Raw genomic sequence first — 22,241 nt, forward strand, 5'->3', positions numbered from 1 at the left:
TTATGATTTTATTTTCGAATTTATCGCTCAAACGCGGGCAAAATTTATTATTGGAAAATGCCAACGCCACCATTAGTCCGAAACAAAAGGTCGGATTAGTGGGCAAAAACGGGTGTGGTAAATCTTCGCTTTTTTCTTTGTTAAAAAAAGAAAGCCAGCCTGAAGGTGGGGAAATCGGTTATCCCGCCGGTTGGGCGGTTTCTTGGGTGAATCAGGAAACGCCGGCATTAGACATTTCTGCGTTGGATTATGTGATTGAGGGGGATCGTACTTATACCCGGTTACAAAAAAAGCTGGCGCAGGCGAACGAATATAATGACGGTAACGCCATCGCCCGTATTCACGGACAACTCGATGTTATCGACGCTTGGTCGATTCAATCCCGTGCCGCCGCATTGTTGCACGGCTTAGGTTTTTCACAGGATGAACTGAACCGTTCGGTGAAATCCTTTTCGGGCGGTTGGCGAATGCGTTTGAATCTGGCACAGGCATTACTTTGTCCGTCCGACTTATTACTGCTGGACGAACCCACCAACCATTTGGATTTAGATGCGGTAATTTGGCTTGAACGCTGGCTGACGCAATATCAAGGTACATTGATACTGATTTCCCATGATCGTGATTTTCTGGATCCGATTGTCAATAAAATCATTCACATTGAAAACCAAAAGCTTAACGAATATACCGGCGATTATTCGAGTTTCGAGTTGCAGCGTGCGGAAAAACTGTCGCAACAGACCGCACTTTTCCGTCAACAGCAGGATAAAATTGCGCATTTGCAAAAATATATCGATCGTTTTAAAGCTAAAGCCAGTAAAGCGAAACAGGCGCAAAGCCGCATAAAAGCCTTGGAACGTATGGAATTGATTGCGCCCGCTCATGCGGATAATCCCTTTACCTTTGCATTTCGTGAACCGCTTTCATTGCCGAATCCGTTGATTATGATCGACAAAGCGTCCGCCGGTTACGGTGAAGGCGATCGAGCGGTGGAAATTTTGAGTAAAATCAAATTAAATCTGGTACCCGGTTCGCGTATTGGCTTGCTTGGTAAAAACGGAGCGGGTAAGTCCACTTTGATTAAACTTCTGGCGGGCGAGCTGACCGCACTTTCCGGCACGGTACAACAGGCAAAAGGCGTACGGTTGGGTTATTTCGCCCAACATCAGCTCGATACGCTAAGGGCCGACGAAAGTGCGCTTTGGCATTTACAAAAACTGGCGCCGCAACAAACGGAGCAGGCGTTACGCGACTATCTCGGCAGTTTTGCTTTTCACGGCGATAAAGTGAAGGAGCCCGTAAAGCAATTTTCCGGCGGAGAAAAAGCGCGTTTGGTTCTTGCTTTAATTGTGTGGCAACGTCCGAATTTACTGCTATTGGACGAACCGACCAACCATCTGGATTTGGATATGCGCCAGGCCTTAACGGAGGCGTTGGTGGATTATCGGGGATCATTGATTGTCGTGTCCCATGATCGCCATTTGTTGCGTAATACGGCGGAAGAATTTTATCTGGTTCACGATAAGCGAGTGGAAGAATTCAAAGGAGATTTGGAGGATTACGCCAAATGGTTGAACGAGGTGAACAGCCAACAACGCAATGAACAAAAAAGTGCGGTCAAAAACAGCGACGTTTTTAAACAATCCGCGAATGAAAATTCCAGTGCCAATCGTAAGGAACAAAAACGTCGTGAAGCGGAATTACGTCAACAAACGGCACCGCTTCGTAAGCAACTTACCGAGTTTGAAGCGAAAATGGATAAGCTGAGCGCACAGCTTGCCGACATTGAAACTCAACTGGCGGATAGCGAACTTTATCTCGCTGAAAATAAAGAAAAACTGACCGCACTTTTGGCGCAACAGGTACAAACTAAGAAAGCCTTAGAAGAAGCGGAAATGAATTGGCTGGTGACGCAGGAAAAATTGGAAAGTCTGCTTGCGATTGAATAACGGAACGGTTTGATTAAGGTATTTTATGAATCTCCGGATGCCGCTCAGTCTTGTGATTGGTTTGAGTTGCATTAAAGCCCGGCGGCGCTTCAGCAAACCTCTACCTGCGGCGGTTGCGGCGATGGCGTTTATTGTTTGGTTGTATTGGTTGCCGGTTATTATGAAAACTTTGCCTATCGGCGTTGTGTATGCGGTTTAGTCCGGTGCGGGTATTATTTTAACGTCTGTGGCGGCGTATTTTGTTTTCGGACAGAAACCGGACGGCGCAGGACTCGCCGGCATCGGATTCATTCTTGCCGGCGTATTAAGCCTGATTTGTTTTCGACCGGATCATATTGCCGCATCGGAAGTGCGGTCACAAAAATAAAGTTTTTCGAACAATGTCTATGCCGGCGGCGCCGTCAGAAGTGAGCGAATTCGTTTACGAAATTGCAAATAATTATTCGTGCGTTTTTAGCTGGCGTACTGGCGGATAGCATTGGCAATTTCCTGATCGTTATACAGCGCATTGACGACTTCTTTTAACGTAGCGTCTAAAGATTGCTGGATATCCTTATTATTTACGCCCAATGCGCCTTCGTCTACACGGCTGGAACCCATGTTTTTAGTGTAGTTGCCTTTGGCGCCCTGCACATGAATTTCCAGTTGGATACGCGAGGTGATTTTATGGCGAATCGTTCCTTCGTCGACTTTAGCGTAAAATTCTTTTACTGTGACCAGTATGTTAGTGTTAGCCCCGGTATCGGACAGGCGGAAACCTTTCGCATTCAAATCCTGCTGAATGATTTGTTGGAACAGAGCGGTAATGTCCGGCGATGACGATAATTTGTGGAGTTGTCCTTCATGAGTGTAAGCGGAAATTTCCGGCTGACGGCGTTCGTCTTTAGTGACAACCGACACAATAGCTTTTTGGTTGCCGGTATTAAATGCCGTTGAAGACGTCGGCGCAGTGGGATTAAAAGTCAGGGTATTGCTTGGTGCGCTGCAGGCAGCCAAAAAGAAAGAACTTATTACCGCGGCAAGGGAAAGGGTTTTGATGATTTTCATTTATTTTTCCTTTTTACAGTTGAAAACGGTTTATTCTTGCAAACTTCGACAATAATGTATAGCCTTTGTTGCCCGACTAAGCCATAAATAAAATGAAATATTGAGAAATATAATGTCAAAACAACGGAATTTAACGGAAAAATTATCGCAGGAATTTCGACCGCACTTTTTTCACATTGAAAACGAAAGTCATCGTCATAGCGTGAATCGTGACGGAGAAAGCCATTTTAAGATCGTACTGGTGAGCGATAAATTCGACGGTCTGCGCCGAGTCGCCCGGCATAAATTGGTTTACCAATGTCTGGCGCAGGCGTTGAGCGACGGCATTCATGCGTTGGCACTGCATACCTTTACGTTGTCGGAATGGCAGGCGCGTAACCGGCAGATACCGTCGTCTACCGATTGTTTGGGGGGCGGTCATTAAGGATGTATAAAAAATGTTAAATTGCCATACGGAATAAGTGGATAAAACACGGTATTTCGGTTAAAATGCAGTGTTTATTTTTGTCTAATGCACAGTTTTTCGAGTATTTATTACTCAAAAGTAAGTAGAAAACAGGCAAAATTCCCGAATTTGAGTCTTTATTTTTATGATTCGAGAGAATCATTACTCAATGTGCGGTCATTTTTTACGCATTTTTGTAAAAATGGCTTAATTTTTAAACCTAACGAAAAGTAGTGCAAACATGATTACGATTAAAAAAGGCTTGGATCTTCCTATTGCAGGGAAGCCGGAACAAGTAATCCGTGACGGTAATGCCGTGACTGAAGTTGCTATGCTTGGTGAAGAGTATGTGGGTATGCGTCCTTCCATGAAAGTTCGTGAAGGCGATACAGTGAAAAAAGGGCAAGTTCTTTTTGAAGACAAAAAGAATCCCGGTGTCGTTTTCACCGCACCTGCAAGTGGTACTGTAACTGCGATTAATCGTGGTGCTAAGCGTGTATTACAATCCGTGGTAATTCGTGTCGGAGGTAACGAACAGGTTACTTTTGAAAAATACGATGTCGCCGCATTAAATCAATTAACGGGTGAACAAGTCCGTCGAAATCTGCAGGCTTCAGGTTTGTGGACAGCATTACGTACCCGTCCGTTCAGTAAAGTACCCGCTATTGATGCCGTGCCGTCTTCTATTTTCGTCAATGCTATGGATAGTAATCCGTTAGCGGCGGATCCGGCGGTTATCATTAATGAATATGCTGAAGATTTTACCAACGGCTTAACCGTATTAACCCGTTTACATGACAAGGTGAATCTGGTGAAATCGGCAGGAAGTAATATTACTGCGGTCGGCGCCGTTAAAGTGCATGAATTCGGCGGTAAACATCCGGCAGGTTTAGTGGGAACCCATATTCACTTCATTGATCCCGTCAGTTTGACTAAAACCGTATGGCATTTGAATTATCAGGATGTCATTGCTATCGGTAAATTATTTACTACCGGTGAATTATTTGTAGAGCGCGTGGTGTCTTTAGCCGGTCCTCAAGTAAAAAATCCGCGTTTGGTGCGTACCGTATCGGGTGCGAATCTTACTCAATTAACCGAAAACGAGCTAAATGCGGGCGAAAATCGGGTTATTTCCGGTTCCGTATTGTACGGAGCAAAAGCGGAAGGTCCGCATAATTATTTAGGTCGTTATGCGTTACAGGTTTCCGTTCTCGCGGAAGATACCGAGAAAGAGTTTTTCGGTTGGATTTCGCCACAGGCGAATAAATTCTCTATTACGCGTACGGTATTGGGACATTTCGGTAAAAAATTGTTTAATTTCACGACGGCAGAAAACGGCGGTCATCGAGCGATGGTGCCAATCGGTTCTTATGAACGAGTTATGCCGTTAGACATTTTGCCGACATTATTATTACGTGACTTGGAAGTGGGCGATACGGATTCAGCACAATCCTTGGGTTGCTTAGAGCTAGATGAGGAAGATTTAGCGCTTTGTACTTTTGTGGATCCCGGTAAAGCTGATTACGGTTCATTCTTGCGTCAGGCATTAGACAAGATTGAGAAGGAAGGTTAAAAATGGGGTTGAAAAATCTTTTTGAAAAAATGGAACCCGCCTTTTTACCCGGTGGCAAATATGCAAAATTGTATCCTTTGTTTGAATCGGTTTACACTTTGCTTTACACACCGGGTACGGCAACACAGAATACCACTCATGTGCGTGATGCTATCGATTCAAAACGTATGATGATCATCGTTTGGTTGGCATTATTTCCGGCATTGTTCTACGGTTTGTACAATGTGGGCGGTCAATCTATTACGGCGGCTGCGGGTTTAGGTAATTTAGCGGATTTAGTGGCGAACGACTGGCACTATTCTCTAGCGCAGGCATTAGGTGCGGATCTTGAGAATGGCGGTTGGGGTAGCAAAATGTTATTGGGCGCGACATTCTTCTTACCTATCTATATCGTGGCGTTTGCCGTAGGTATGTTTTGGGAATTGCTATTCGCGATTGTCCGCGGTCATGAAGTGAATGAGGGGTTCTTTGTTACAACGATTCTTTTCGCATTAATCGTTCCGCCGACATTACCGTTATGGCAGGCCGCTCTTGGTATTTCTTTCGGCTTAGTGGTTGCGAAAGAGATATTCGGCGGGGTTGGTAAAAACTTTATGAATCCGGCATTGGCGGGACGTGCATTTCTATTCTTCGCTTATCCGGGGCAAATTTCCGGTGACTTGGTGTGGACTGCGACGGACGGTTTCTCCGGCGCGACCGCGCTTTCACAATGGTCGCAAGGCGGTGAAGCCGCATTAAAACATGTTGCGACAGATCAGCCGATTACGTGGATGGATGCATTTTTAGGTAATATTCCGGGGTCTATGGGGGAAGTCTCTACTCTGGCGCTTATCATCGGTGCGGCAATTATTGTTTTTGCCCGTATTGCATCCTGGCGTATTATTGCCGGTGTATTCGTCGGTATGGTGATCACTTCAACATTGTTCAATCTGATTGGTTCGGAAACAAACGCAATGTTTTCCATGCCGTGGCATTGGCATCTTGTATTAGGCGGTTTTGCTTTAGGGATGTTCTTTATGGCGACGGATCCTGTTTCAGCGTCATTCACGAACACCGGTAAATGGTGGTACGGCGCACTTATCGGTGTGATGGCGGTTATTATCCGCGTTGTCAATCCGGCATATCCGGAAGGTATGATGTTAGCAATTTTATTTGCCAACTTATTCGCGCCAATTTTTGACTATATTGTCGTTCAAGCAAATATCAAACGTCGGAGAGCTCGCAATGTCTAAGTTTAATAAAGATAGCGTTGGCGGAACATTAACCGTCGTTGTTCTGTTAAGTTTAGTATGTTCTTTTATCGTGGCGGGTGCTGCGGTGTTGTTAAAACCAACACAAGAGATTCAGAAACAACTTGATAAACAAAAAAATATTCTGATAGCTGCCGGCTTAATGCATGAGAATACGAATATTCAGGATACTTATGCAAAATTCATCGAGCCTAAAATCGTTGATTTGGCGACGGGCGATTACGTTGACGGCATGGCTGATTTTGATGCGAAAGCCTCGGCGAAAGACCCGGCAACCAGCATTGCAATCGCTCCGGCTGACGATAAAGCCGGTATTAGAGTGCGGTCGAAATTTGCCGAGGTTTATCTTGTAAAAGACGAAGCCGGTAAAACTACGCAAGTTGTATTACCTATGTATGGTAACGGTTTATGGTCTATTATGTACGGATTCGTCGCAGTACAGCCTGATGCGAATACCATCAATGGCATTACTTACTATGAACAAGGCGAAACGGCGGGGCTTGGCGGTGAAATCGCCAACCCGAACTGGCAGAAAAACTTCGTAGGCAAAAAATTATTTAATGAGCAAAACGAAGTGGCGTTAGTTGTCGGTAAAAATGCATCATCCAATAAAGAACACGGCATTGATGCTTTATCCGGTGCGACTTTGACATCAAACGGTGTCGACGGCTCATTCAAATATTGGTTCGGAGCACAGGGTTTCGGTCCGTATTTAGCGAAATTCAAAGCAGGGGGGGCTAACTAATGGCAGGCAGCAATCTTAAAAAATTATTGTTATCGCCAATTGCCGATAACAACCCAATTGCATTACAAATTCTCGGTATTTGTTCCGCATTGGCGGTAACGACTCAGTTACAGACTGCGTTGGTAATGGCAGTTGCGGTAAGTCTGGTTACGGGCTTTGCAAGTCTCTTTATTTCTTGTATTCGTAACTATATTCCGAACAATATTCGTATCATCGTACAAATGGCGATTATCGCGTCACTGGTAATTCTGGTTGACCAGATTTTGCGCGCATACGCATACGATTTATCCAAACAGCTTTCCGTATTCGTGGGATTGATTATTACAAACTGTATCGTAATGGGGCGCGCAGAAGCATTCGCAATGAAATCTGCCCCGTTAGAAAGCTTTGTGGACGGTATCGGTAACGGTTTGGGATACGGCGCCATTTTACTTATCGTCGCGTTTTTACGTGAACTTATCGGATCAGGTAAAATCTTCGGCGTGACCGTATTCGAAACAATTCAAAACGGCGGTTGGTATCAAGCGAACGGTTTATTCTTATTGGCACCAAGTGCATTCTTCATCATCGGATTTATCATCTGGGGATTAAGAACTTGGAAACCGGCACAGCAGGAGAAATAATCAATGGAACATTACATTAGTTTATTTGTGAAGTCTGTATTCATTGAGAACATGGCGCTTTCTTTTTTCCTCGGTATGTGTACATTCCTGGCGGTGTCAAAGAAAGTTTCGACCTCATTCGGTTTGGGGATTGCGGTAATTGTCGTATTAGGCATTGCCGTGCCGGTGAACCAATTGGTTTACACCCATATTTTGAAAGAAAATGCATTAGTTGATGGGGTGGATTTAAGCTTTTTAAATTTCATCACATTTATCGGTGTTATTGCGGCGTTGGTACAAATTCTGGAAATGTTTTTGGATAAATTCGTACCCTCGCTTTACAGTGCGTTAGGTATTTTCTTACCGTTGATCACTGTAAACTGTGCGATTTTCGGCGGCGTATCCTTCATGGTTCAACGCGAATACAATTTCACAGAATCGGTTGTTTACGGTATCGGCGCCGGTACGGGGTGGATGTTAGCTATTGTTGCATTAGCCGGATTAACCGAGAAAATGAAATATGCTGACGTACCGGCCGGTTTACGCGGGTTAGGTATCACCTTCATTACTGTAGGCTTAATGGCATTAGGCTTTATGTCATTCTCAGGCATTCAATTATAAGGAGCATATCGTGGATAGTAATTTTATTTTCGGTATTGGTGCATTTACTGCCATTGTATTGGTGCTTGCGGTAGTGATTTTGATCGCGAAGTCTAAATTAGTAGACTCCGGCGATATCACGATTTCCATTAATGACGATCCGTCAAAAGCCATTACATTGCCGGCCGGCGGTAAACTACTCGGCGCATTGGCGAGTAAAGGAATTTTCGTTTCATCCGCGTGCGGCGGCGGCGGTTCATGCGGACAATGCCGGGTAAAAGTGAAATCGGGCGGCGGTGAAATTTTACCGACCGAATTATCACATATCTCGAAAAAAGAAGCGAAAGAGGGTTGGCGTTTGTCTTGTCAGGTAAACGTAAAATCTTCAATGGACGTGGAATTGCCGGAAGAAGTTTTTGGCGTGAAAAAATGGGAATGTACCGTTATTTCTAACGATAATAAGGCGACGTTCATCAAAGAACTTAAACTCGCCATTCCTGAAGGCGAAGAAGTGCCGTTCCGTGCGGGGGGATATATCCAAATCGAGGCGGAACCGCATACCGTAGCTTACAAAGATTTCGATATTCCGGAAGAATATCATGAAGACTGGGATAAGTTTAATCTGTGGCGTTATGTGTCCAAAGTGGACGAGCATATTATCCGTGCTTACTCTATGGCGTCATACCCGGAGGAAAAAGGGATTATTATGCTGAATGTGCGTATTGCTACGCCGCCTCCGCGTAATCCGAACGTTCCGCCGGGTCAAATGTCTTCTTATATTTGGTCGTTAAAACCCGGCGATAAAGTGACGATTTCCGGTCCGTTCGGTGAATTTTTCGCGAAAGATACCGATGCGGAAATGGTATTTATCGGCGGTGGTGCCGGTATGGCGCCAATGCGTTCGCATATTTTCGACCAGTTAAAACGTTTGCACAGTAAACGTAAAATCTCATTCTGGTATGGTGCGCGTTCTAAACGTGAAATGTTCTATGTGGAAGATTTCGATCAGCTACAAGCCGAAAATCCGAATTTCACATGGCATGTTGCGCTTTCCGATCCGCTTCCGGAAGACAATTGGGACGGTTATACAGGCTTTATCCATAACGTGCTTTATGAAAACTATCTGAAAAATCATGAAGCTCCGGAAGACTGTGAATACTATATGTGCGGACCTCCGGTCATGAATGCGGCAGTAATTAAAATGCTGGAAGATTTAGGCGTTGAACATGAAAACATCTTGTTAGATGACTTCGGTGGTTGATCTTAATCCTTCCCATTAAAAAGTGCGGTCAAATTTGCAGATATTTTGTAAATTTGACCGTTTGTGCTTATTCATGAAAAGGATTTCTCGGGGCATATCAAGGCACCCTGAAACCTGAGCGGAAATCGGGCGAATATGATAGCCCCATACAAAATATGAATAAAATTATTTTAACTTTACGGACGGCGATTAAGCCGTTGCGTTTTCTTTTCGGCAAGATAGGGAAACTCGATTTACAAAAAATATCGTTTTTTTTGACCGCACTTTGTGTAGTTTTAACGTTAAGCGGTTGCCGGAAAGATGCCGAAATTATTTCTTTTGTGGGTAAAACCATGGGCACGACCTATCACATCAAATATATTGACGACGGCAGCCTGAACAAAAACGCGGAAGAAGCGCATGCGCAGATTGAAGATATCCTGAAAGATGTAAATACTAAAATGTCAACCTACGATCCGAATTCGGAATTGAGTCGTTTTAATCAATCAAAAGAAGTTAATGTGCCGGTAGAGATTTCTACAGAATTGGGAACCGTGTTGCAGGAAGCGGTACGGTTAAATCAGATTACCGAGGGGGCATTGGACGTGACGGTCGGTCCTATTGTGAATTTGTGGGGATTCGGTCCGGAAAAACGCCCGGAACGTCAACCGGCGGCGCAGCAATTAGCGGAGCGCCAACAATGGGTGGGGTTAGATAAACTGAAGTTGAGCAAAAATAGCGGTAAATTTGTGCTTGAAAAAAACGTGCCGCAACTTTATATTGACCTCTCTTCTATCGCTAAAGGCTTCGGTGTAGATCAGGTTGCAGAAGCGTTGGAACAATTCGGCGTACAGAATTATATGGTGGAAATCGGCGGCGAAATTCGTGCTAAAGGTAAAAATATCGAGGGTAAACACTGGCAAATCGCTATTGAAAAACCGAATTTCGACGGTTCCCGGGCGGTAGAACAGGTGATCGGATTACAGGATTTAGCCATGGCGACATCAGGTAATTACCGCATTTATTTTGAAGAGCGGGGAAAACGTTTTTCCCATGAAATTGACCCGAAAACCGGTTATCCGATTCAACACCGTTTGGCGTCTATTACGGTGTTGCATCCGAGTTCAATGACGGCGGACGGCTTGTCTACGGGATTGTTCGTGCTGGGTGAAGACGAAGCATTGCGGGTGGCGGAGCAGCATGCTCTTGCCGTATATCTGATCATTAAAACCGATAATGGTTTTGAAACGAAATTGTCATCAAAATTCACCGCACTTTTGGCGGAACAAAGAAAATAGGAACAAACTATGTCAGTATTTTTAGCTACATTCGGAATTTTTATTCTGGTTATTTTCGGTATGTCCATTGGTTATATTCTTAACAAGAAAACTATCAAGGGCAGTTGCGGCGGTATTACGGCGCTCGGTATGAAGAAAATGTGTGATTGCGAAGAGCCTTGCGATAATTTGAAAGATAAAGTCGCCAAAGGCGAAGTGGATGCCTCGGAATTAGATCGATTCAATAAAGCGCCGCAATTCTATGAAGTAAAGTAATCCGGCCGATAGGGCGTATCGAATATACAGCCTATACGTTCAGCGGCGCGTATACGATATGCGCCGTTATTTAATTAACATATAAACCAAATGTGCTTCGCCTTAACCGAAGTTACGGGAGAAATATGACTCATTCAGCAATACTCGGTTCAAAAACTTATAACCAATATTTTCCAAAACTCACACCGGGACAACTTGCCGAAAACGGCAAAATCAAAGTGATTGTAGGTATGTCCGGCGGTGTCGATTCTTCTGTTTCCGCCTTTATTCTGCAACAGCAGGGGTATCAGGTGGAAGGGCTTTTCATGAAGAACTGGGAAGAAGACGATGACACGGATTACTGTACGGCGGCGGCGGATTTAGCCGACGCACAGGCGGTTTGTGACAAACTGGGTATTCGGTTGCATAAAATTAATTTTGCCACCGAATACTGGGATAATGTGTTTGAACATTTTCTCAGCGAATACAAAGCGGGACGTACGCCGAATCCCGATATTCTGTGCAATAAAGAAATCAAATTCAAAGCGTTTTTAGAATATGCGGCGGAAGACCTCGGCGCGGACTATATTGCAACGGGGCATTATGTGCGTCGTTCCGGTCCGGATCACGACGCCCACCTTTTACGCGGATTAGATAACAATAAAGATCAAAGCTATTTTCTGCATGCACTCAGCAAAAAACAAGTGGGGCAAAGCCTTTTCCCTGTGGGTGAAGTGGAAAAAACGGTGGTACGCGCCGTTGCGGAAGAACTGGGATTAATCACCGCGAAGAAAAAAGATTCTACCGGCATTTGTTTTATCGGCGAGCGTAAATTCAAAGATTTCTTAGCCCGCTTTTTACCGGCGCAACCCGGTGATATTAAAACCACGGAAGGGGAGGTGATCGGTCGTCACCAAGGGTTGATGTATCATACATTGGGGCAGCGTAAAGGATTGGGCATCGGCGGTATTAAAGGCAAAGATGAAAATGCTTGGTATGTGGTAGAAAAAGATTTGAAGAACAACGTGTTAGTTGTGGCGCAAGGGCATGATAATTCCGCTTTGCAATCTTCCGGATTGATTGCCAAACAATTGACTTGGGTTTCCGAACAGCCGTTGCGGAAAACTTTGCATTGTACGGTAAAAACCCGTTATCGCCAAACGGATATTGCTTGCGAGGTGGTGCCGGTGAATGACGATACGGTGGAAGTACATTTTGACGAACCGCAAATCGCGGTGACGCCGGGGCAATCGGCGGTTTTCTATCAAGGGGAAGAATGTTTGGGTGGCGGCATCATCGAAACACAAATCAAATAATATCAAAGTGCGGTAAAAATGATCATTTTAATGACCGCACTTTTGGTTTTAACGACTATCCCGTTTCCATTTGTGCGCAATGTAACTGCAAGTCGGGTTTAGATTCAGCCGTTTTTCTGTGATAAACGTAATTAACGCCTGATAGAGTTTATCTGCTACACCTTGTCCGCGCAGGCTTTCCGATACATAGGTATGATTAGCATTGACGGTTTTTTCGTCCTGGTAATAATAGGTAAGTTCGGCAATTTTCTCACCGTTATCATCAAGCACGAAAAATTCGCCGTGCTGTTCATTACTTTGATGATGAATTTTCATAATTTCTTCCTTATCGACCGGTCCATTCGTCGGAAAATTCCGGGTTGGTCGCGAAATCCGCCGTTTCGCACGGAATGGCTTTTTCTTCATCCGCCCATTCGCCTAGATCGATTAGCTGGCACCGCTTGCTGCAAAACGGGCGATAAGGGCTCCGGGGAGACCAGATTACCTTTTTTTTGCAAGTCGGGCATTCGACGCTAAAGGTGTCGTTCATATTTTTTCTCTCCGCTAAATTCAGATAAATTCGATGTAATTTTAACACGTTCCGGCGCAATTCGTCGTAGCGTACGCTCAGTTCGCCGTCATTGTTGATTACGTCGTCGGCAAAGCGTAAACGTATATCCCGACTCACCTGCGCGTCCATAATTTTTCGAATCAGCGCTCGTTGGTCGTGATCTCGCCGGCTGGCACGAATTAATTGGGTTTCAGGTTTCACATCAATGACTAAAACGCGATCGCATAGCTCGGTGAGCTTATTTTCAATTAATAACGGCACTACAAATAAGGTGTAAGGTGCAGTCTGTTTGTTTAATTGAGTGATCATTTCCGCCCGGATTGCCGGATGCAGCAACTGATTCAGCCAGTCTTTTTCCGCTTCATTCTGAAAGATCAGCTGACGTAATACCGGTCGGTTCAGATCGCCGTTTTCCGTTACTATGGCGGAACCGAAATGATTGACGATTTGCATTAACAGAGGCGAACCTTTTTCCACGACTTGACGGGCGACGACATCGGCGTCGACAATCGGTACATTGAGTTCGGCGAATAAATTGGCGACAGTGGTTTTTCCACTACCGATACCGCCGGTTAATCCCACGACGTAAGTCATAACATTTTCTCGCGATGTAAAGCAGTGCATTTATCCTAGCACATTCCATATAAATGTCGATATTCCTGCGCAAATCAGAAACGGTGCGAACGGGATCATATTAATGCCTTTGCCGATAGCGTGCCTAACCCATGTGAAAATCAATGCGGAGATGCAAGCGGTGAAAATGAACAGCGGCAATAGTTGCCAGGGCAGGAACGCGGAAAGCGCACCGATTAACCAGTAGTCGCCCCGACCGAAGGCTTCCCGTCGGTAGATAAAACGGGCGATGTAGAAAACCGCCCAGAATACGCTAAATCCGATAAACAGGCTTTGAACCGCATGCTCAAGTGACTGCGGTTGAAACTGAAAAACGCTGCCGATTATACCGAATATACCGACTAATTGACATAAATCGGGCGGAATCAGGCGATAGTGCCAATCGATTTTAGCGATAAGATACAGTAATGCGCTCAACCAGGCGAAATAAAGGCTGACAGTAATTTCGCGCAGGCAAAGCCAATACAGGGAAAATAGGGTTCCGCCCAAGAAAAAATACCACAAAAAATGACCGCACTTTAACGGTTTGATTATTGCCCGACGGGCATCGAAAGCCATTTCCCGGGAAAATATTTCGCAGTAGGAGGCATGAACATCATGTGCAATCCAAAGAGCAAAATGCCGGCAGTAATAACGAATTCCCATACCGCATAATCCGCCGAGCAGAAAATGTATGATAATCATTGAATCAGCGATCCCATATTGAAAATCGGTAAATACATACCCAACATAATCAAACCGATAATACTACCGATAATCAGCATTAAAAAAGGTTCCAGCATTTGTGATAACAGATCGATTTTGTGATCCAATTGCTGTTGGTAGTTATCCGCAATGTGTTGCAGCATCAGAGGCAGTTTTCCCGCGCGTTCGCCGACCTGAAGCATTTGCTGTGCCTGCATAGGAAACAGCGCCGAGCCCACACAAGCGGAAAATGCGAAACCTTTCTGAATGCCTTGCAGCATAAACTGTACTTCTTGAATTAAAGCGACGTCATATCGAATAACGGTGTCGGACTTGTCTGTCGGCAGAAATGACAGCAGCGCCTGATGAAGCGGCACACCGGCGTGTAGCATTAAGTGCAAACTGCGACAAAAGCGAACCAAGCGGGAAAGCGAGACGATCTGCCCTAATACGGGGATGACAGCGACCAATTTGTTTTTTTGTCGGTGTAACCGAAGCGAATGTCGAAGCCGGTGTTTTATGAAGAAAATTATTGCTGCTAATCCCAGACAGAACAGCACAAAATATTGCTGCAAGGTTTGAGAAAGATTCATTAAAATTTGCGTGAATAGCGGAAGTTGCGTGGATTCTCCGCCGTACATTTCGGCAAATTGCGGCACAATAAAAATCAGTAAAAGTGCGGTCAAAATGAGTGAAATAATCAGAATCATCATGGGGTAGAGCAAAATTTTCTGGATCTTCCGTTGCAATGCTAAGCCTTGTTGTTTGGACAGGGCAATCTGCTGACAAACCTTGGCGAGTTGTCCCGTCATTTCCCCTACTCGGATGAGCTGACATTCCTGATGAGTCAGAAATTTTTGTTGTCGGTTTAATGTTTGAGAGAATGCCAGTCCGCTTTCTATATCCCGTAATAACTGTTGTAACCATTGATATAGCGGAATATTGGCGCAGTTGGATAGCAGAATGTGCAGGCTGTTTTTCAGAGGAACCGAAGCCTGCAACAAGGTAGCCAGTTGTTGCAGCAAGTCGCAGATTTCGACGTTTTTCGGGGCGGGAGAAAGTTGCCAGTTTCGCTGTAATCTGATGTTTCGCAGCTGGCGTGAAAAGAGAATCTGCTTGGCCTTGATTTCATCTTCCGCAACTAATTCGCCCCGTTGCTGTTGATCGAAACGATCCGTTGCCTTCCAACGGTACATGCTAAGTTTCATTTTTTACTCCCAGTACCCGTTGAATTTCGGTAAAATCGGTGATTCCCGTATTGATTTTTTCCAACCCCGCCTGATAAAGGTCGGGAAAATCCAAACGATATTGTTGTTGAGCGTTGCTAAAGTCGGGCTGTAATAGCTGATAAATTCCCACACGACCTTTATAACCTTGATGACAATCACAAGAATCAGCGGATTTTTGCCCGCACTTTTCTGTATCCAAATAATTGTCGTCCGGTCTTGTGATGCATTTCGGACAACATTTTCTGATTAATCGTTGTGCGATAACCAGTAGCAGAGTGCTGTCGATTTCGTGTTGCTGAATACCGAGCTGACGTAAACGCGAAATTGCTGATGAGGCATCGTTAGTATGCAGAGTGGAAAGTACTAAATGACCGGTTTGCGCGGCACGTAACGCCATAGCGGCGCTTTCTTCGTCACGAATTTCGCCCAGCATAATGATATCGGGATCCTGACGCAGAAACGTTCGCAACAGACGACTAAAATCCAAACCGACAGCCGGGTTGATTTGGGTTTGGATAATCCCGTCCAGTTCTATTTCAATGGGATCTTCCGCCGTCATAATATGTTTTTCGGCAGAATTCAGCGAGGAAAGTGCGGTATAAAGCGTGATACTTTTTCCGCTGCCGGTAGGGCCGGTGACCAGAATAAGCCCTTGCGGTTGACTGAGGGCATAGCGGAAAATGCGCTGTTGATTTTCATTCATCCCCAAATCGGAAAATGCCAGCGTGACCGGTTTATTTTGTTGTACCCGCAGTACCGCCTTTTCCCCCAGATTAGTGGGAAGTGTGGAGAGGCGCAAATCAAGTACATCGGAAAAGGTGGTTTTAAAATGGAATCGTCCGTCCTGCGGCAGGCGCATTTCACTGATGTCTAATTTCGCCAGCAGTTTCAACCGGGAAATTACGCGATTGGCAAATGCCGATGAAATCGGTGTTTGGTTTTGTAAAACGCCGTCAATGCGGAAGCGGACTTGCAAACAATCCGGACGCGGTTCCAAATGAATATCCGAAGCCTGCCGGTGAAGGGCGTTTTCAAAGATCTGATTCAATAATTGAATAACGGTATCGTCGGATTTTTGTTCAACGTCGGTAGTTTCCTCGGTATAGAAAATCGGATTTTCTTCCACTTGAAAGGTTTGCGGCGATAATGCCTGCAAGCAACGTTTTAATTCCTGATTGGTCAGTAGCACCGGCTCAATGATTTTACCCGTTAAAAATGCAAAGGTTTCGCAAGCGGATAAATTGGTTAAACTGTCTAATCCCAGCCAGAGTATGCTGTCGTTTTCCTGCAGAGGTAAGGCGAGAAAACGTACGAGTAACGCTTGTTGATCCTGATTCTTTGTCCACAAATGCGGTGAAATTTCTATCGTTTCTCCCGTACTTGTGGTGACGGTTTTGTGGTCGCCCGACATAGGATAATTCCTTAATTACAGAATCCGGACGGGAAAATACTGGCGTCCGGTTTGCAGGCGGTCGTCCAGGTTACGCCTTTAGACGCGTCGCCGCCGGCAGTTAACGTGTAACTTGTGTCGTTCAGGCTGCCTTTACCCGTTACGGTAATGACACCGCCCGAGACTTTTACGCTGTCTACATATTTACCGAAACCGGCATTATCGTTCTGAATGCCGTTTGAACCCGCCGTACAGTTTGTGACGGAACCGGTATTATAGACACAGAGTTCCACTTCTGAACGATAGGGTGCCGATGCCTGCAGCAGCTCCGAAACGGCGGCTTTTTTGGTGTAGTTTTGATAGGACGGAACGGCGACGGTGGCCAAAATCGCGACAATGGCAATAACAATCATTAATTCGATTAAGGTGAAGCCCTTATACCCGGATACGGAGAATGAGGCGCGATAAAAAGTGCGGTCGGTTTTCATGATGTTTTTCCTTTTTAGTGATGAAGAGCAGATAGCCGCACTTTGAAATAAAGTCAAAATCCTGTCAAAATAGTCGTTCCCGTTTTTGAATCAGGATCGCAAAAATCGCACGTTATGACACAAAAAACTGTTTTTAAAATTACCGACGGCTGGTTGGAAAATACCCGAAGAATTCTATCGCCTCATTTTGACGTGCGGCCTGATCCGCAAGATATTTCCTTGCTGGTCATCCATTACATCAGCCTTCCGCCCGACCGGTTCGGCGGCGGTTTTATTGATGATTTTTTTCAGGGAAAACTGGACCCGACCAAGCATCCTTATTTTGAGGAAATATATCAGATTCGTGTTTCCGCTCATTGTCTGATTGAACGAAACGGACGCGTGACGCAATATGTAAATTTTAAGGATCGAGCCTGGCATGCGGGATTGTCCTGTTTTGACGGACGCGAGAGATGTAACGATTTCGCTATCGGTATTGAACTGGAAGGCAGTAACGAACAACCGTTCACAGCAGCGCAATATATGTCGTTAACCGCATTAACCCGAGAAATTCAAAACTGTTATCCGTTAATTAGCCGCAACAGAATTGTGGGGCATTGCGATATTTCGCCCGGACGTAAAATCGATCCGGGACAGTATTTTGATTGGGCGCGGTATTTTGGCGGATTATAAAAACAAAGTGCGGTAAAAATCCTTACAATTTTCACCGCACTTTGTTCGGTTGTCATGCTGATTCGTATTAACTCAGCGCATAACGTTAACACAAATCACTTCGCTTAGGGTATAGAGCGATGAACTGGGACGCAGTTTTACAATATATTCCCGCTGTTTTTTGACGGGCGTGTGCTGTCCGGCGCCCCAGAAATCGCTGTAATAATCGCTTTTTAACTGTTTCAGTTGGTAATTCCGGCAATTAAGCACTTTCGATTGGCGGATGGAACGGGCGAAAACTGCCGGATCGGTGAAAATATAATTACCCTTTCGCAAATTTATAACCGTATCAAAATGAACGATATGTTTTTGTTCGGGTTCCGCTACGATCGAACTGATATCCACATAATAATATGAAGCAGGAGACATTCTTAAGAATCCAGGCGCTGTTTCTTCCGGCGGCGAGAGCGATACCAGCGGACGTTTGGTTTGCTCCACCGAGGTGCATGCCGATAATAAGGTTGCAAGAACGACAGGGATGAATTTTTTCATAATAAGCTCCTTAAACCATCACATCAGTTCGAGGTTAGTCTTATTTTGGCACAATTTATGCTGAGGATAAACCTTTAATTCCATCGGAAAGACTAATCCGTTCCGGAGATTTTATAATTCTTGCTGCAAAATGTTCAGGACGTCGCGTAGACTCGCCATCCGTTCGTCGGCAATGGCGAAACGTTCATCGGCAAATTTGGGGTTCACAATAAAGGTGCGAACATTGGCCGCTTTAGCCGCAATTAAACCGGTGACGCTGTCTTCGATGATCAGGCAATCGCCAGCTGTCGCACCCAGCGCTTTGACGGCGGAAAGATAAACCGCCGGATGAGGCTTTGCCAGTTCTTCGTCGGCGGCAGTACATTGAATCGGGAAATAATCCCATAATTTCAGTTTGTCAAAAACGGTTTTGATTACTTTTCGATTGGACGAAGTCGCAAGTGCGGTAGGAATTTGTTTGGATTTTAAAAAATCAAGCAGTTGGTAAATACCGTCCATCGGTACGGATTTTTCCGTAATTTTTCGGCAGACCAGTTCTACGATTTTGTCGCGCAACAGCGTCGGTTCGACGTTTAAATGGAATTTTTTTACCCAGACTGCGGCAAGTTCGTCCACCCGCAAGCCGCGGGTATATTTTTCACAATCCGGTTCGGTTATAACGGCACCGTATTGCGCCAATATTTCTATTTGCGATTCTGCCCAGAGCGGTTCGCTGTCTACCAACACGCCGTCCATATCAAAAATTACATTCTTAATTGCCATAAAAAATCCTGTATTGTTACTGAAAATAGAATTTCCCGTATTTGTTGCAAACGGGTCGAAAAAAACATTGCATTTTCTGGCCGCACTTATTTCTAGCCGTGCCTGGAAATCCGTTAACCGTAAAAAAGCAGTTCGTTTGACGAACTGCTTTCGGCTTAAGCGGCGTTTTCCACTTCCAAACGTTCAAAGGCGAGCACGCGTTTTTCCAATTTACGCAGCAACAATGTAGCGATACCGGTGATAACCAGATAAATTACGCCGGCAATGCCGTAAATGGTTAAAGCGTCGTATTCTGTACCGTAAAGCTGGCGGGCATACCCCATGATGTCCAGAATCGTGATGGTGGACGCCAGCGAGGTGCCTTTGAATACTAAAATAATTTCGTTGCTGTATGACGGCAACGCACGTTTTAAAGCATAAGGAATCAGAATTTTTAAAGTTTGCAGGCGGCTTAATCCTAAAGCGGCACAACTTTCCCATTGTCCTTTAGGAATAGCTTTCACCGCACCGTGAAACAGTTGGGTGGAATAGGCGGCGCTGTTGAGAGCCAACGCTAACATAGCACAGAACCAGGCGTTGGATAACAGTGACCACAGCGGACTGTTGACTATCCATTGGAATTGCCCCGGCCCGGCATAAATTAAGAAAAACTGTACCAACAACGGTGTGCCGGTAAATAAAGTGATAAACATTTTGACCGCACTTTGGGCGATTTTGTTGTTCATGGAAAGCAGGAACGTACACAACAACGCCATAAAGAAAGCCACCACCAACGCCACTACGGTTAAAATTAAGCTGGTAGGAATGCCTTGGGCAATAATTTTAAAGTAATCGTAAGCCATTATTTGCCCCCTCGTTCAAAGCGGGTAAAACGTTGTTCCAAACGACGGATAAACACTTGACTAATCAAGGTGATTACCAAATAAATCAAGGCGGCGAAACCATACCAGGTAAAAGGCTGATGGGTATTGGTATTAATCAGATCCGTTTGCCGCATAATATCGTTTACGCCAATCAGCGATACCAATGCCGTGTCTTTTAATAAAACCAGCCATTGGTTACTTAATCCCGGTAAAGCATGGCGCCACATTTGCGGCAAAATAATATGCATGAAGGTATAACCGCGACTTAATCCCAGGGCCGCACCGCTTTCCCACTGCCCGAGCGAAATAGCTTGGATAGCGCCGCGTAAGGATTGCGAGGCGTAAGCGGCGAAAATAAGCGATAACGCGGCGACACCGCAACTGAAAGCACTGAATTCTACATACTCGCCTGTGAGTTTTTCCACCACTTCGGTAGACCCGAAATAGATAAGCAATACCACAATAATTTCGGGTAAACCGCGTAATAAGGTAATAGCGACGGAAACCGGTTTGCGGATGCACGCAAACTTACTGGTTTCCAACATTACGAAAAACATTGATAGGATCAGCCCGACAATTAATGACGAAACCGCCAGCGCTAACGTTATGAGCGCGGCGGAATACATTAAAGGAAGAAAATCAAAGAACATCGCTTATTTAGCCGTCATCCATTTGTCGTAGATTTTTTGATATTCACCGCTTGCTTTTACGGCGGCCAAACCTTTGTTCAGTTCTGCGGCGAGGTCTTGTGCGGACTTGTTCACGGCGATGCCCAAACCGTTACCGAAATATTTTTTATTGGTGACTTTTTCGCCTACGAAGGTCAAATCTTTTTCTTTGGAAAGCATGTCGGCCAGTACCGCGGTGTCACCGAAGATAATGTCGATACGCCCGTTTTTTAAGTCTAAAATCGCATCTTGCAGGGAGGCATAAGATTTCGGCGTGTATTGTTTGGCTTCGGCTACCACATATTGTTGGAAAGTCGTGCCGTTTTGTACGCCGATATTTTTAGCGCTGTTTAAATCCACCTTGCCTTTCACCGCGATGAAACTGGCGGAGCTGTCGTAATAAGGATCACTGAATAATACTTGTTTTGAACGGGCTTCGGTAATGTCCATAGCCGACATCGCAGCATCGATACGTTTTTGTTTAACCGCTTGTACCAAACCGTCAAAAGCATGACTGGAGAAAGTACAATTCGCTTGAATTTCTTTACAGATAGCGTTGGCAAGATCCACATCGAAACCAATGATTTCATTTTTTTCATTGGTTAATTCAAAGGGCGGATAACTTGGTTCCATGGCAAAACGAATTTCCCGTGCCTGAGTAGCGAATGCTACGCCTGCCAATAATACGGCAATGATTAATTTTTTCATAGCTAATCCTATTCTGAATGAGATAAATACTGTTTAAATTGCTCGGTTTTAGGGTATTCGAAACAATCCGCGTCGCCGCTTTCGATAATGTGTCCCTGTTCCATATAAATGACTTTGGTCGCCACTTTGCGGGCCACACTGACTTCATGGGTTACGATGACCTGAATAATGCCCGTTTGCTGCAATTCCCGGATTATGGACACAATTTGCGCCGTAATTTCCGGATCCAATGCGGCAGTAGGTTCGTCAAACAACAAAACCTGCGGTTTCATCATTAACGCGCGGGCAATGGCGACCCGTTGCTGCTGACCGCCGGAGAGCTGTAACGGGAAACGTTCCGCGTGCTCTTCCAGACGTAAGCGGGTTAATAGTTCTAATGCTTGATTTTTAGCACTGTTTTCGTCCAATTCCAAAATTTTCATCGGTGCTTCGATTAGGTTTTCCATCACCGTGAAGTGCGGCCATAAATTATATTGTTGAAAAACCATTCCCACGTTTTGACGCAATTCCCGAATTTTTTTCGGATCGGTATTTCCCGATAAATCAAAACGGCTGTTGGCAATATTCAACAAACCGGATTTCGGCACTTCCAATAAATTTAAGGTTCGAATCAGCGTGCTTTTACCTGCACCGCTCGGCCCGAGCAGAACCAACGTATCGCCCGCATTCGCCGTTAAATTGATGTCGAATAAGGCTTGGTTCGAACCATAAAAAAAGTTTAAGTTTTTAACGCTAAGAGCCATTGTTTTAATTGTTCTCTGTACTTT

25 protein-coding genes and 2 pseudogenes are annotated in these 22,241 nt (G+C 44.9%); 13 read left to right on the top strand and 14 right to left on the bottom strand.

The annotated features are described in order from the left end of the window. Positions 1 to 2: 2 nt before the first annotated feature. Both ASUC_RS03100 and ASUC_RS03105 read left to right on the top strand, forming a co-directional pair. Complete coding sequence (locus ASUC_RS03100) at positions 3 to 1,946, top strand: ABC transporter ATP-binding protein (RefSeq protein WP_012072349.1); 1,944 nt, start codon at positions 3 to 5, stop codon at positions 1,944 to 1,946. 25 nt (positions 1,947 to 1,971) lie between these two features. Further along, positions 1,972 to 2,313, top strand: a pseudogene (locus ASUC_RS03105) (DMT family transporter). 86 nt (positions 2,314 to 2,399) lie between these two features. Here ASUC_RS03105 and ASUC_RS03110 read toward each other — a convergent pair. Next, on the bottom strand, positions 2,400 to 2,993 hold the full coding sequence (locus ASUC_RS03110; protein ID WP_012072351.1) for a YajG family lipoprotein: 594 nt from the start codon (positions 2,991 to 2,993) through the stop codon (positions 2,400 to 2,402). A gap of 112 nt (positions 2,994 to 3,105) precedes the next feature. Here ASUC_RS03110 and ASUC_RS03115 point away from each other — a divergent pair, with 112 nt between their 5' ends. From ASUC_RS03115 to mnmA, 10 genes are all read left to right on the top strand, one after another. After that, on the top strand, positions 3,106 to 3,417 hold the full coding sequence (locus ASUC_RS03115) for a BolA family protein (RefSeq protein ID WP_012072352.1): 312 nt from the start codon (positions 3,106 to 3,108) through the stop codon (positions 3,415 to 3,417). A 262-nt stretch (positions 3,418 to 3,679) separates the two neighbouring features. Further along, entirely contained in the window at positions 3,680 to 5,011 is a 1,332-nt protein-coding gene (locus tag ASUC_RS03120) for a Na(+)-translocating NADH-quinone reductase subunit A (protein ID WP_012072353.1), read from the top strand. 2 nt (positions 5,012 to 5,013) lie between these two features. Beyond that, positions 5,014 to 6,243: an NADH:ubiquinone reductase (Na(+)-transporting) subunit B gene (locus tag ASUC_RS03125; protein WP_012072354.1), complete on the top strand. Its 1,230-nt coding sequence runs from the start codon at positions 5,014 to 5,016 to the stop codon at positions 6,241 to 6,243. Further along, positions 6,236 to 7,006 (top strand): Na(+)-translocating NADH-quinone reductase subunit C, encoded by a 771-nt coding sequence (locus tag ASUC_RS03130; RefSeq protein WP_012072355.1) that lies wholly within the window; start codon positions 6,236 to 6,238, stop codon positions 7,004 to 7,006. Before ASUC_RS03125 ends, ASUC_RS03130 begins: the two co-directional genes overlap by 8 nt. Then, positions 7,006 to 7,629 carry an NADH:ubiquinone reductase (Na(+)-transporting) subunit D gene (locus tag ASUC_RS03135; RefSeq protein ID WP_012072356.1) on the top strand — a complete coding sequence of 208 codons (624 nt, stop codon included), beginning with the start codon at positions 7,006 to 7,008 and terminating at the stop codon, positions 7,627 to 7,629. Before ASUC_RS03130 ends, ASUC_RS03135 begins: the two co-directional genes overlap by 1 nt. 3 nt (positions 7,630 to 7,632) lie before the next feature. Then, positions 7,633 to 8,229, top strand: a complete 597-nt coding sequence (nqrE, locus tag ASUC_RS03140) for an NADH:ubiquinone reductase (Na(+)-transporting) subunit E (RefSeq protein WP_012072357.1) — start codon at positions 7,633 to 7,635, stop codon at positions 8,227 to 8,229. A gap of 10 nt (positions 8,230 to 8,239) precedes the next feature. Then, positions 8,240 to 9,469 carry an NADH:ubiquinone reductase (Na(+)-transporting) subunit F gene (gene nqrF, locus ASUC_RS03145; protein WP_012072358.1) on the top strand — a complete coding sequence of 410 codons (1,230 nt, stop codon included), beginning with the start codon at positions 8,240 to 8,242 and terminating at the stop codon, positions 9,467 to 9,469. A gap of 155 nt (positions 9,470 to 9,624) precedes the next feature. After that, positions 9,625 to 10,746 carry an FAD:protein FMN transferase gene (locus ASUC_RS03150; RefSeq protein ID WP_012072359.1) on the top strand — a complete coding sequence of 374 codons (1,122 nt, stop codon included), beginning with the start codon at positions 9,625 to 9,627 and terminating at the stop codon, positions 10,744 to 10,746. Between the two features lie 9 nt (positions 10,747 to 10,755). After that, the gene (gene nqrM, locus ASUC_RS03155; protein WP_012072360.1) at positions 10,756 to 11,001 is read left to right on the top strand and encodes a (Na+)-NQR maturation NqrM; all 246 of its coding nucleotides are present in this window, start codon (positions 10,756 to 10,758) and stop codon (positions 10,999 to 11,001) included. A gap of 125 nt (positions 11,002 to 11,126) precedes the next feature. Next, the gene (gene mnmA, locus ASUC_RS03160) at positions 11,127 to 12,296 is read left to right on the top strand and encodes a tRNA 2-thiouridine(34) synthase MnmA (RefSeq protein ID WP_012072361.1); all 1,170 of its coding nucleotides are present in this window, start codon (positions 11,127 to 11,129) and stop codon (positions 12,294 to 12,296) included. Between the two features lie 48 nt (positions 12,297 to 12,344). On the opposite strand, the gene ASUC_RS03165 is transcribed toward mnmA, so the two are convergent. From ASUC_RS03165 to ppdD, 7 genes and pseudogenes are all read right to left on the bottom strand, one after another. Further along, complete coding sequence (locus ASUC_RS03165; protein ID WP_012072362.1) at positions 12,345 to 12,611, bottom strand: GNAT family N-acetyltransferase; 267 nt, start codon at positions 12,609 to 12,611, stop codon at positions 12,345 to 12,347. Between the two features lie 10 nt (positions 12,612 to 12,621). Beyond that, on the bottom strand, positions 12,622 to 12,825 hold the full coding sequence (gene yacG, locus ASUC_RS11340) for a DNA gyrase inhibitor YacG (RefSeq protein WP_245822096.1): 204 nt from the start codon (positions 12,823 to 12,825) through the stop codon (positions 12,622 to 12,624). Beyond that, positions 12,823 to 13,440, bottom strand: a pseudogene (coaE, locus tag ASUC_RS03170) (dephospho-CoA kinase); the annotation flags it as partial. The gene yacG and the pseudogene coaE, both read right to left, overlap by 3 nt. A 30-nt stretch (positions 13,441 to 13,470) precedes the next feature. Further along, positions 13,471 to 14,163, bottom strand: a complete 693-nt coding sequence (locus ASUC_RS03175) for a prepilin peptidase (protein WP_012072364.1) — start codon at positions 14,161 to 14,163, stop codon at positions 13,471 to 13,473. Then, positions 14,160 to 15,371: a type II secretion system F family protein gene (locus tag ASUC_RS03180; RefSeq protein WP_012072365.1), complete on the bottom strand. Its 1,212-nt coding sequence runs from the start codon at positions 15,369 to 15,371 to the stop codon at positions 14,160 to 14,162. Before ASUC_RS03180 ends, ASUC_RS03175 begins: the two co-directional genes overlap by 4 nt. Further along, positions 15,361 to 16,803, bottom strand: coding sequence for a GspE/PulE family protein (locus ASUC_RS03185; protein WP_012072366.1), 1,443 nt, complete (start codon positions 16,801 to 16,803; stop codon positions 15,361 to 15,363). The genes ASUC_RS03180 and ASUC_RS03185 overlap by 11 nt, the downstream gene beginning before the upstream one ends. Before the next feature lie 11 nt (positions 16,804 to 16,814). Beyond that, entirely contained in the window at positions 16,815 to 17,270 is a 456-nt protein-coding gene (ppdD, locus tag ASUC_RS03190; RefSeq protein WP_012072367.1) for a prepilin peptidase-dependent pilin, read from the bottom strand. A 114-nt stretch (positions 17,271 to 17,384) separates the two neighbouring features. Here ppdD and ampD point away from each other — a divergent pair, with 114 nt between their 5' ends. Further along, the gene (ampD, locus tag ASUC_RS03195) at positions 17,385 to 17,942 is read left to right on the top strand and encodes a 1,6-anhydro-N-acetylmuramyl-L-alanine amidase AmpD (RefSeq protein WP_012072368.1); all 558 of its coding nucleotides are present in this window, start codon (positions 17,385 to 17,387) and stop codon (positions 17,940 to 17,942) included. A 72-nt stretch (positions 17,943 to 18,014) separates the two neighbouring features. Here the strand turns inward: ampD and ASUC_RS03200 are convergent, their stop codons facing one another. The 6 genes from ASUC_RS03200 to artP all read right to left on the bottom strand — a co-directional run bounded on the left by ASUC_RS03200 (position 18,015) and on the right by artP (position 22,217). Continuing rightward, complete coding sequence (locus ASUC_RS03200; RefSeq protein WP_012072369.1) at positions 18,015 to 18,473, bottom strand: surface-adhesin E family protein; 459 nt, start codon at positions 18,471 to 18,473, stop codon at positions 18,015 to 18,017. Positions 18,474 to 18,584: 111 nt separating this feature from the next. Next, positions 18,585 to 19,235 carry an HAD family hydrolase gene (locus ASUC_RS03205; protein ID WP_012072370.1) on the bottom strand — a complete coding sequence of 217 codons (651 nt, stop codon included), beginning with the start codon at positions 19,233 to 19,235 and terminating at the stop codon, positions 18,585 to 18,587. Between the two features lie 155 nt (positions 19,236 to 19,390). After that, positions 19,391 to 20,077 (bottom strand): arginine ABC transporter permease ArtM, encoded by a 687-nt coding sequence (artM, locus tag ASUC_RS03210; protein WP_012072371.1) that lies wholly within the window; start codon positions 20,075 to 20,077, stop codon positions 19,391 to 19,393. After that, the gene (artQ, locus tag ASUC_RS03215) at positions 20,077 to 20,748 is read right to left on the bottom strand and encodes an arginine ABC transporter permease ArtQ (RefSeq protein WP_012072372.1); all 672 of its coding nucleotides are present in this window, start codon (positions 20,746 to 20,748) and stop codon (positions 20,077 to 20,079) included. Before artQ ends, artM begins: the two co-directional genes overlap by 1 nt. Before the next feature lie 3 nt (positions 20,749 to 20,751). Beyond that, entirely contained in the window at positions 20,752 to 21,474 is a 723-nt protein-coding gene (locus ASUC_RS03220) for an arginine ABC transporter substrate-binding protein (protein ID WP_012072373.1), read from the bottom strand. A gap of 8 nt (positions 21,475 to 21,482) precedes the next feature. Continuing rightward, on the bottom strand, positions 21,483 to 22,217 hold the full coding sequence (gene artP / locus ASUC_RS03225) for an arginine ABC transporter ATP-binding protein ArtP (protein ID WP_012072374.1): 735 nt from the start codon (positions 22,215 to 22,217) through the stop codon (positions 21,483 to 21,485). Between the last annotated feature and the right edge of the window lie 24 nt (positions 22,218 to 22,241).

It is taken from the genome of Actinobacillus succinogenes 130Z (assembly GCF_000017245.1).
Taxonomy (GTDB): domain Bacteria; phylum Pseudomonadota; class Gammaproteobacteria; order Enterobacterales; family Pasteurellaceae; genus Exercitatus; species Exercitatus succinogenes.

Bases quoted from the DNA above. Each gene is read 5' to 3' on its own strand.
- ASUC_RS03100 (WP_012072349.1), top strand. From the start codon at position 3: ATGATTTTATTTTCGAATTTATCGCTCAAACGCGGGCAAAATTTATTA.
- ASUC_RS03180 (WP_012072365.1), bottom strand. From the start codon at position 15,371: ATGAAACTTAGCATGTACCGTTGGAAGGCAACGGATCGTTTCGATCAA.
- ampD (WP_012072368.1), top strand. From the start codon at position 17,385: ATGACACAAAAAACTGTTTTTAAAATTACCGACGGCTGGTTGGAAAAT.
- ASUC_RS03175 (WP_012072364.1), bottom strand. From the start codon at position 14,163: ATGATTATCATACATTTTCTGCTCGGCGGATTATGCGGTATGGGAATT.
- ASUC_RS03150 (WP_012072359.1), top strand. From the start codon at position 9,625: ATGAATAAAATTATTTTAACTTTACGGACGGCGATTAAGCCGTTGCGT.
- artM (WP_012072371.1), bottom strand. From the start codon at position 20,077: ATGGCTTACGATTACTTTAAAATTATTGCCCAAGGCATTCCTACCAGC.
- ASUC_RS03165 (WP_012072362.1), bottom strand. From the start codon at position 12,611: ATGAAAATTCATCATCAAAGTAATGAACAGCACGGCGAATTTTTCGTG.
- ASUC_RS03125 (WP_012072354.1), top strand. From the start codon at position 5,014: ATGGGGTTGAAAAATCTTTTTGAAAAAATGGAACCCGCCTTTTTACCC.
- ASUC_RS03205 (WP_012072370.1), bottom strand. From the start codon at position 19,235: ATGGCAATTAAGAATGTAATTTTTGATATGGACGGCGTGTTGGTAGAC.
- ASUC_RS03185 (WP_012072366.1), bottom strand. From the start codon at position 16,803: ATGTCGGGCGACCACAAAACCGTCACCACAAGTACGGGAGAAACGATA.
- yacG (WP_245822096.1), bottom strand. From the start codon at position 12,825: ATGAACGACACCTTTAGCGTCGAATGCCCGACTTGCAAAAAAAAGGTA.
- ASUC_RS03135 (WP_012072356.1), top strand. From the start codon at position 7,006: ATGGCAGGCAGCAATCTTAAAAAATTATTGTTATCGCCAATTGCCGAT.
- ASUC_RS03220 (WP_012072373.1), bottom strand. From the start codon at position 21,474: ATGAAAAAATTAATCATTGCCGTATTATTGGCAGGCGTAGCATTCGCT.
- ASUC_RS03130 (WP_012072355.1), top strand. From the start codon at position 6,236: ATGTCTAAGTTTAATAAAGATAGCGTTGGCGGAACATTAACCGTCGTT.
- ASUC_RS03120 (WP_012072353.1), top strand. From the start codon at position 3,680: ATGATTACGATTAAAAAAGGCTTGGATCTTCCTATTGCAGGGAAGCCG.
- ASUC_RS03200 (WP_012072369.1), bottom strand. From the start codon at position 18,473: ATGAAAAAATTCATCCCTGTCGTTCTTGCAACCTTATTATCGGCATGC.
- artP (WP_012072374.1), bottom strand. From the start codon at position 22,217: ATGGCTCTTAGCGTTAAAAACTTAAACTTTTTTTATGGTTCGAACCAA.
- artQ (WP_012072372.1), bottom strand. From the start codon at position 20,748: ATGTTCTTTGATTTTCTTCCTTTAATGTATTCCGCCGCGCTCATAACG.
- ppdD (WP_012072367.1), bottom strand. From the start codon at position 17,270: ATGAAAACCGACCGCACTTTTTATCGCGCCTCATTCTCCGTATCCGGG.
- ASUC_RS03115 (WP_012072352.1), top strand. From the start codon at position 3,106: ATGTCAAAACAACGGAATTTAACGGAAAAATTATCGCAGGAATTTCGA.
- nqrE (WP_012072357.1), top strand. From the start codon at position 7,633: ATGGAACATTACATTAGTTTATTTGTGAAGTCTGTATTCATTGAGAAC.
- ASUC_RS03110 (WP_012072351.1), bottom strand. From the start codon at position 2,993: ATGAAAATCATCAAAACCCTTTCCCTTGCCGCGGTAATAAGTTCTTTC.
- mnmA (WP_012072361.1), top strand. From the start codon at position 11,127: ATGACTCATTCAGCAATACTCGGTTCAAAAACTTATAACCAATATTTT.
- nqrM (WP_012072360.1), top strand. From the start codon at position 10,756: ATGTCAGTATTTTTAGCTACATTCGGAATTTTTATTCTGGTTATTTTC.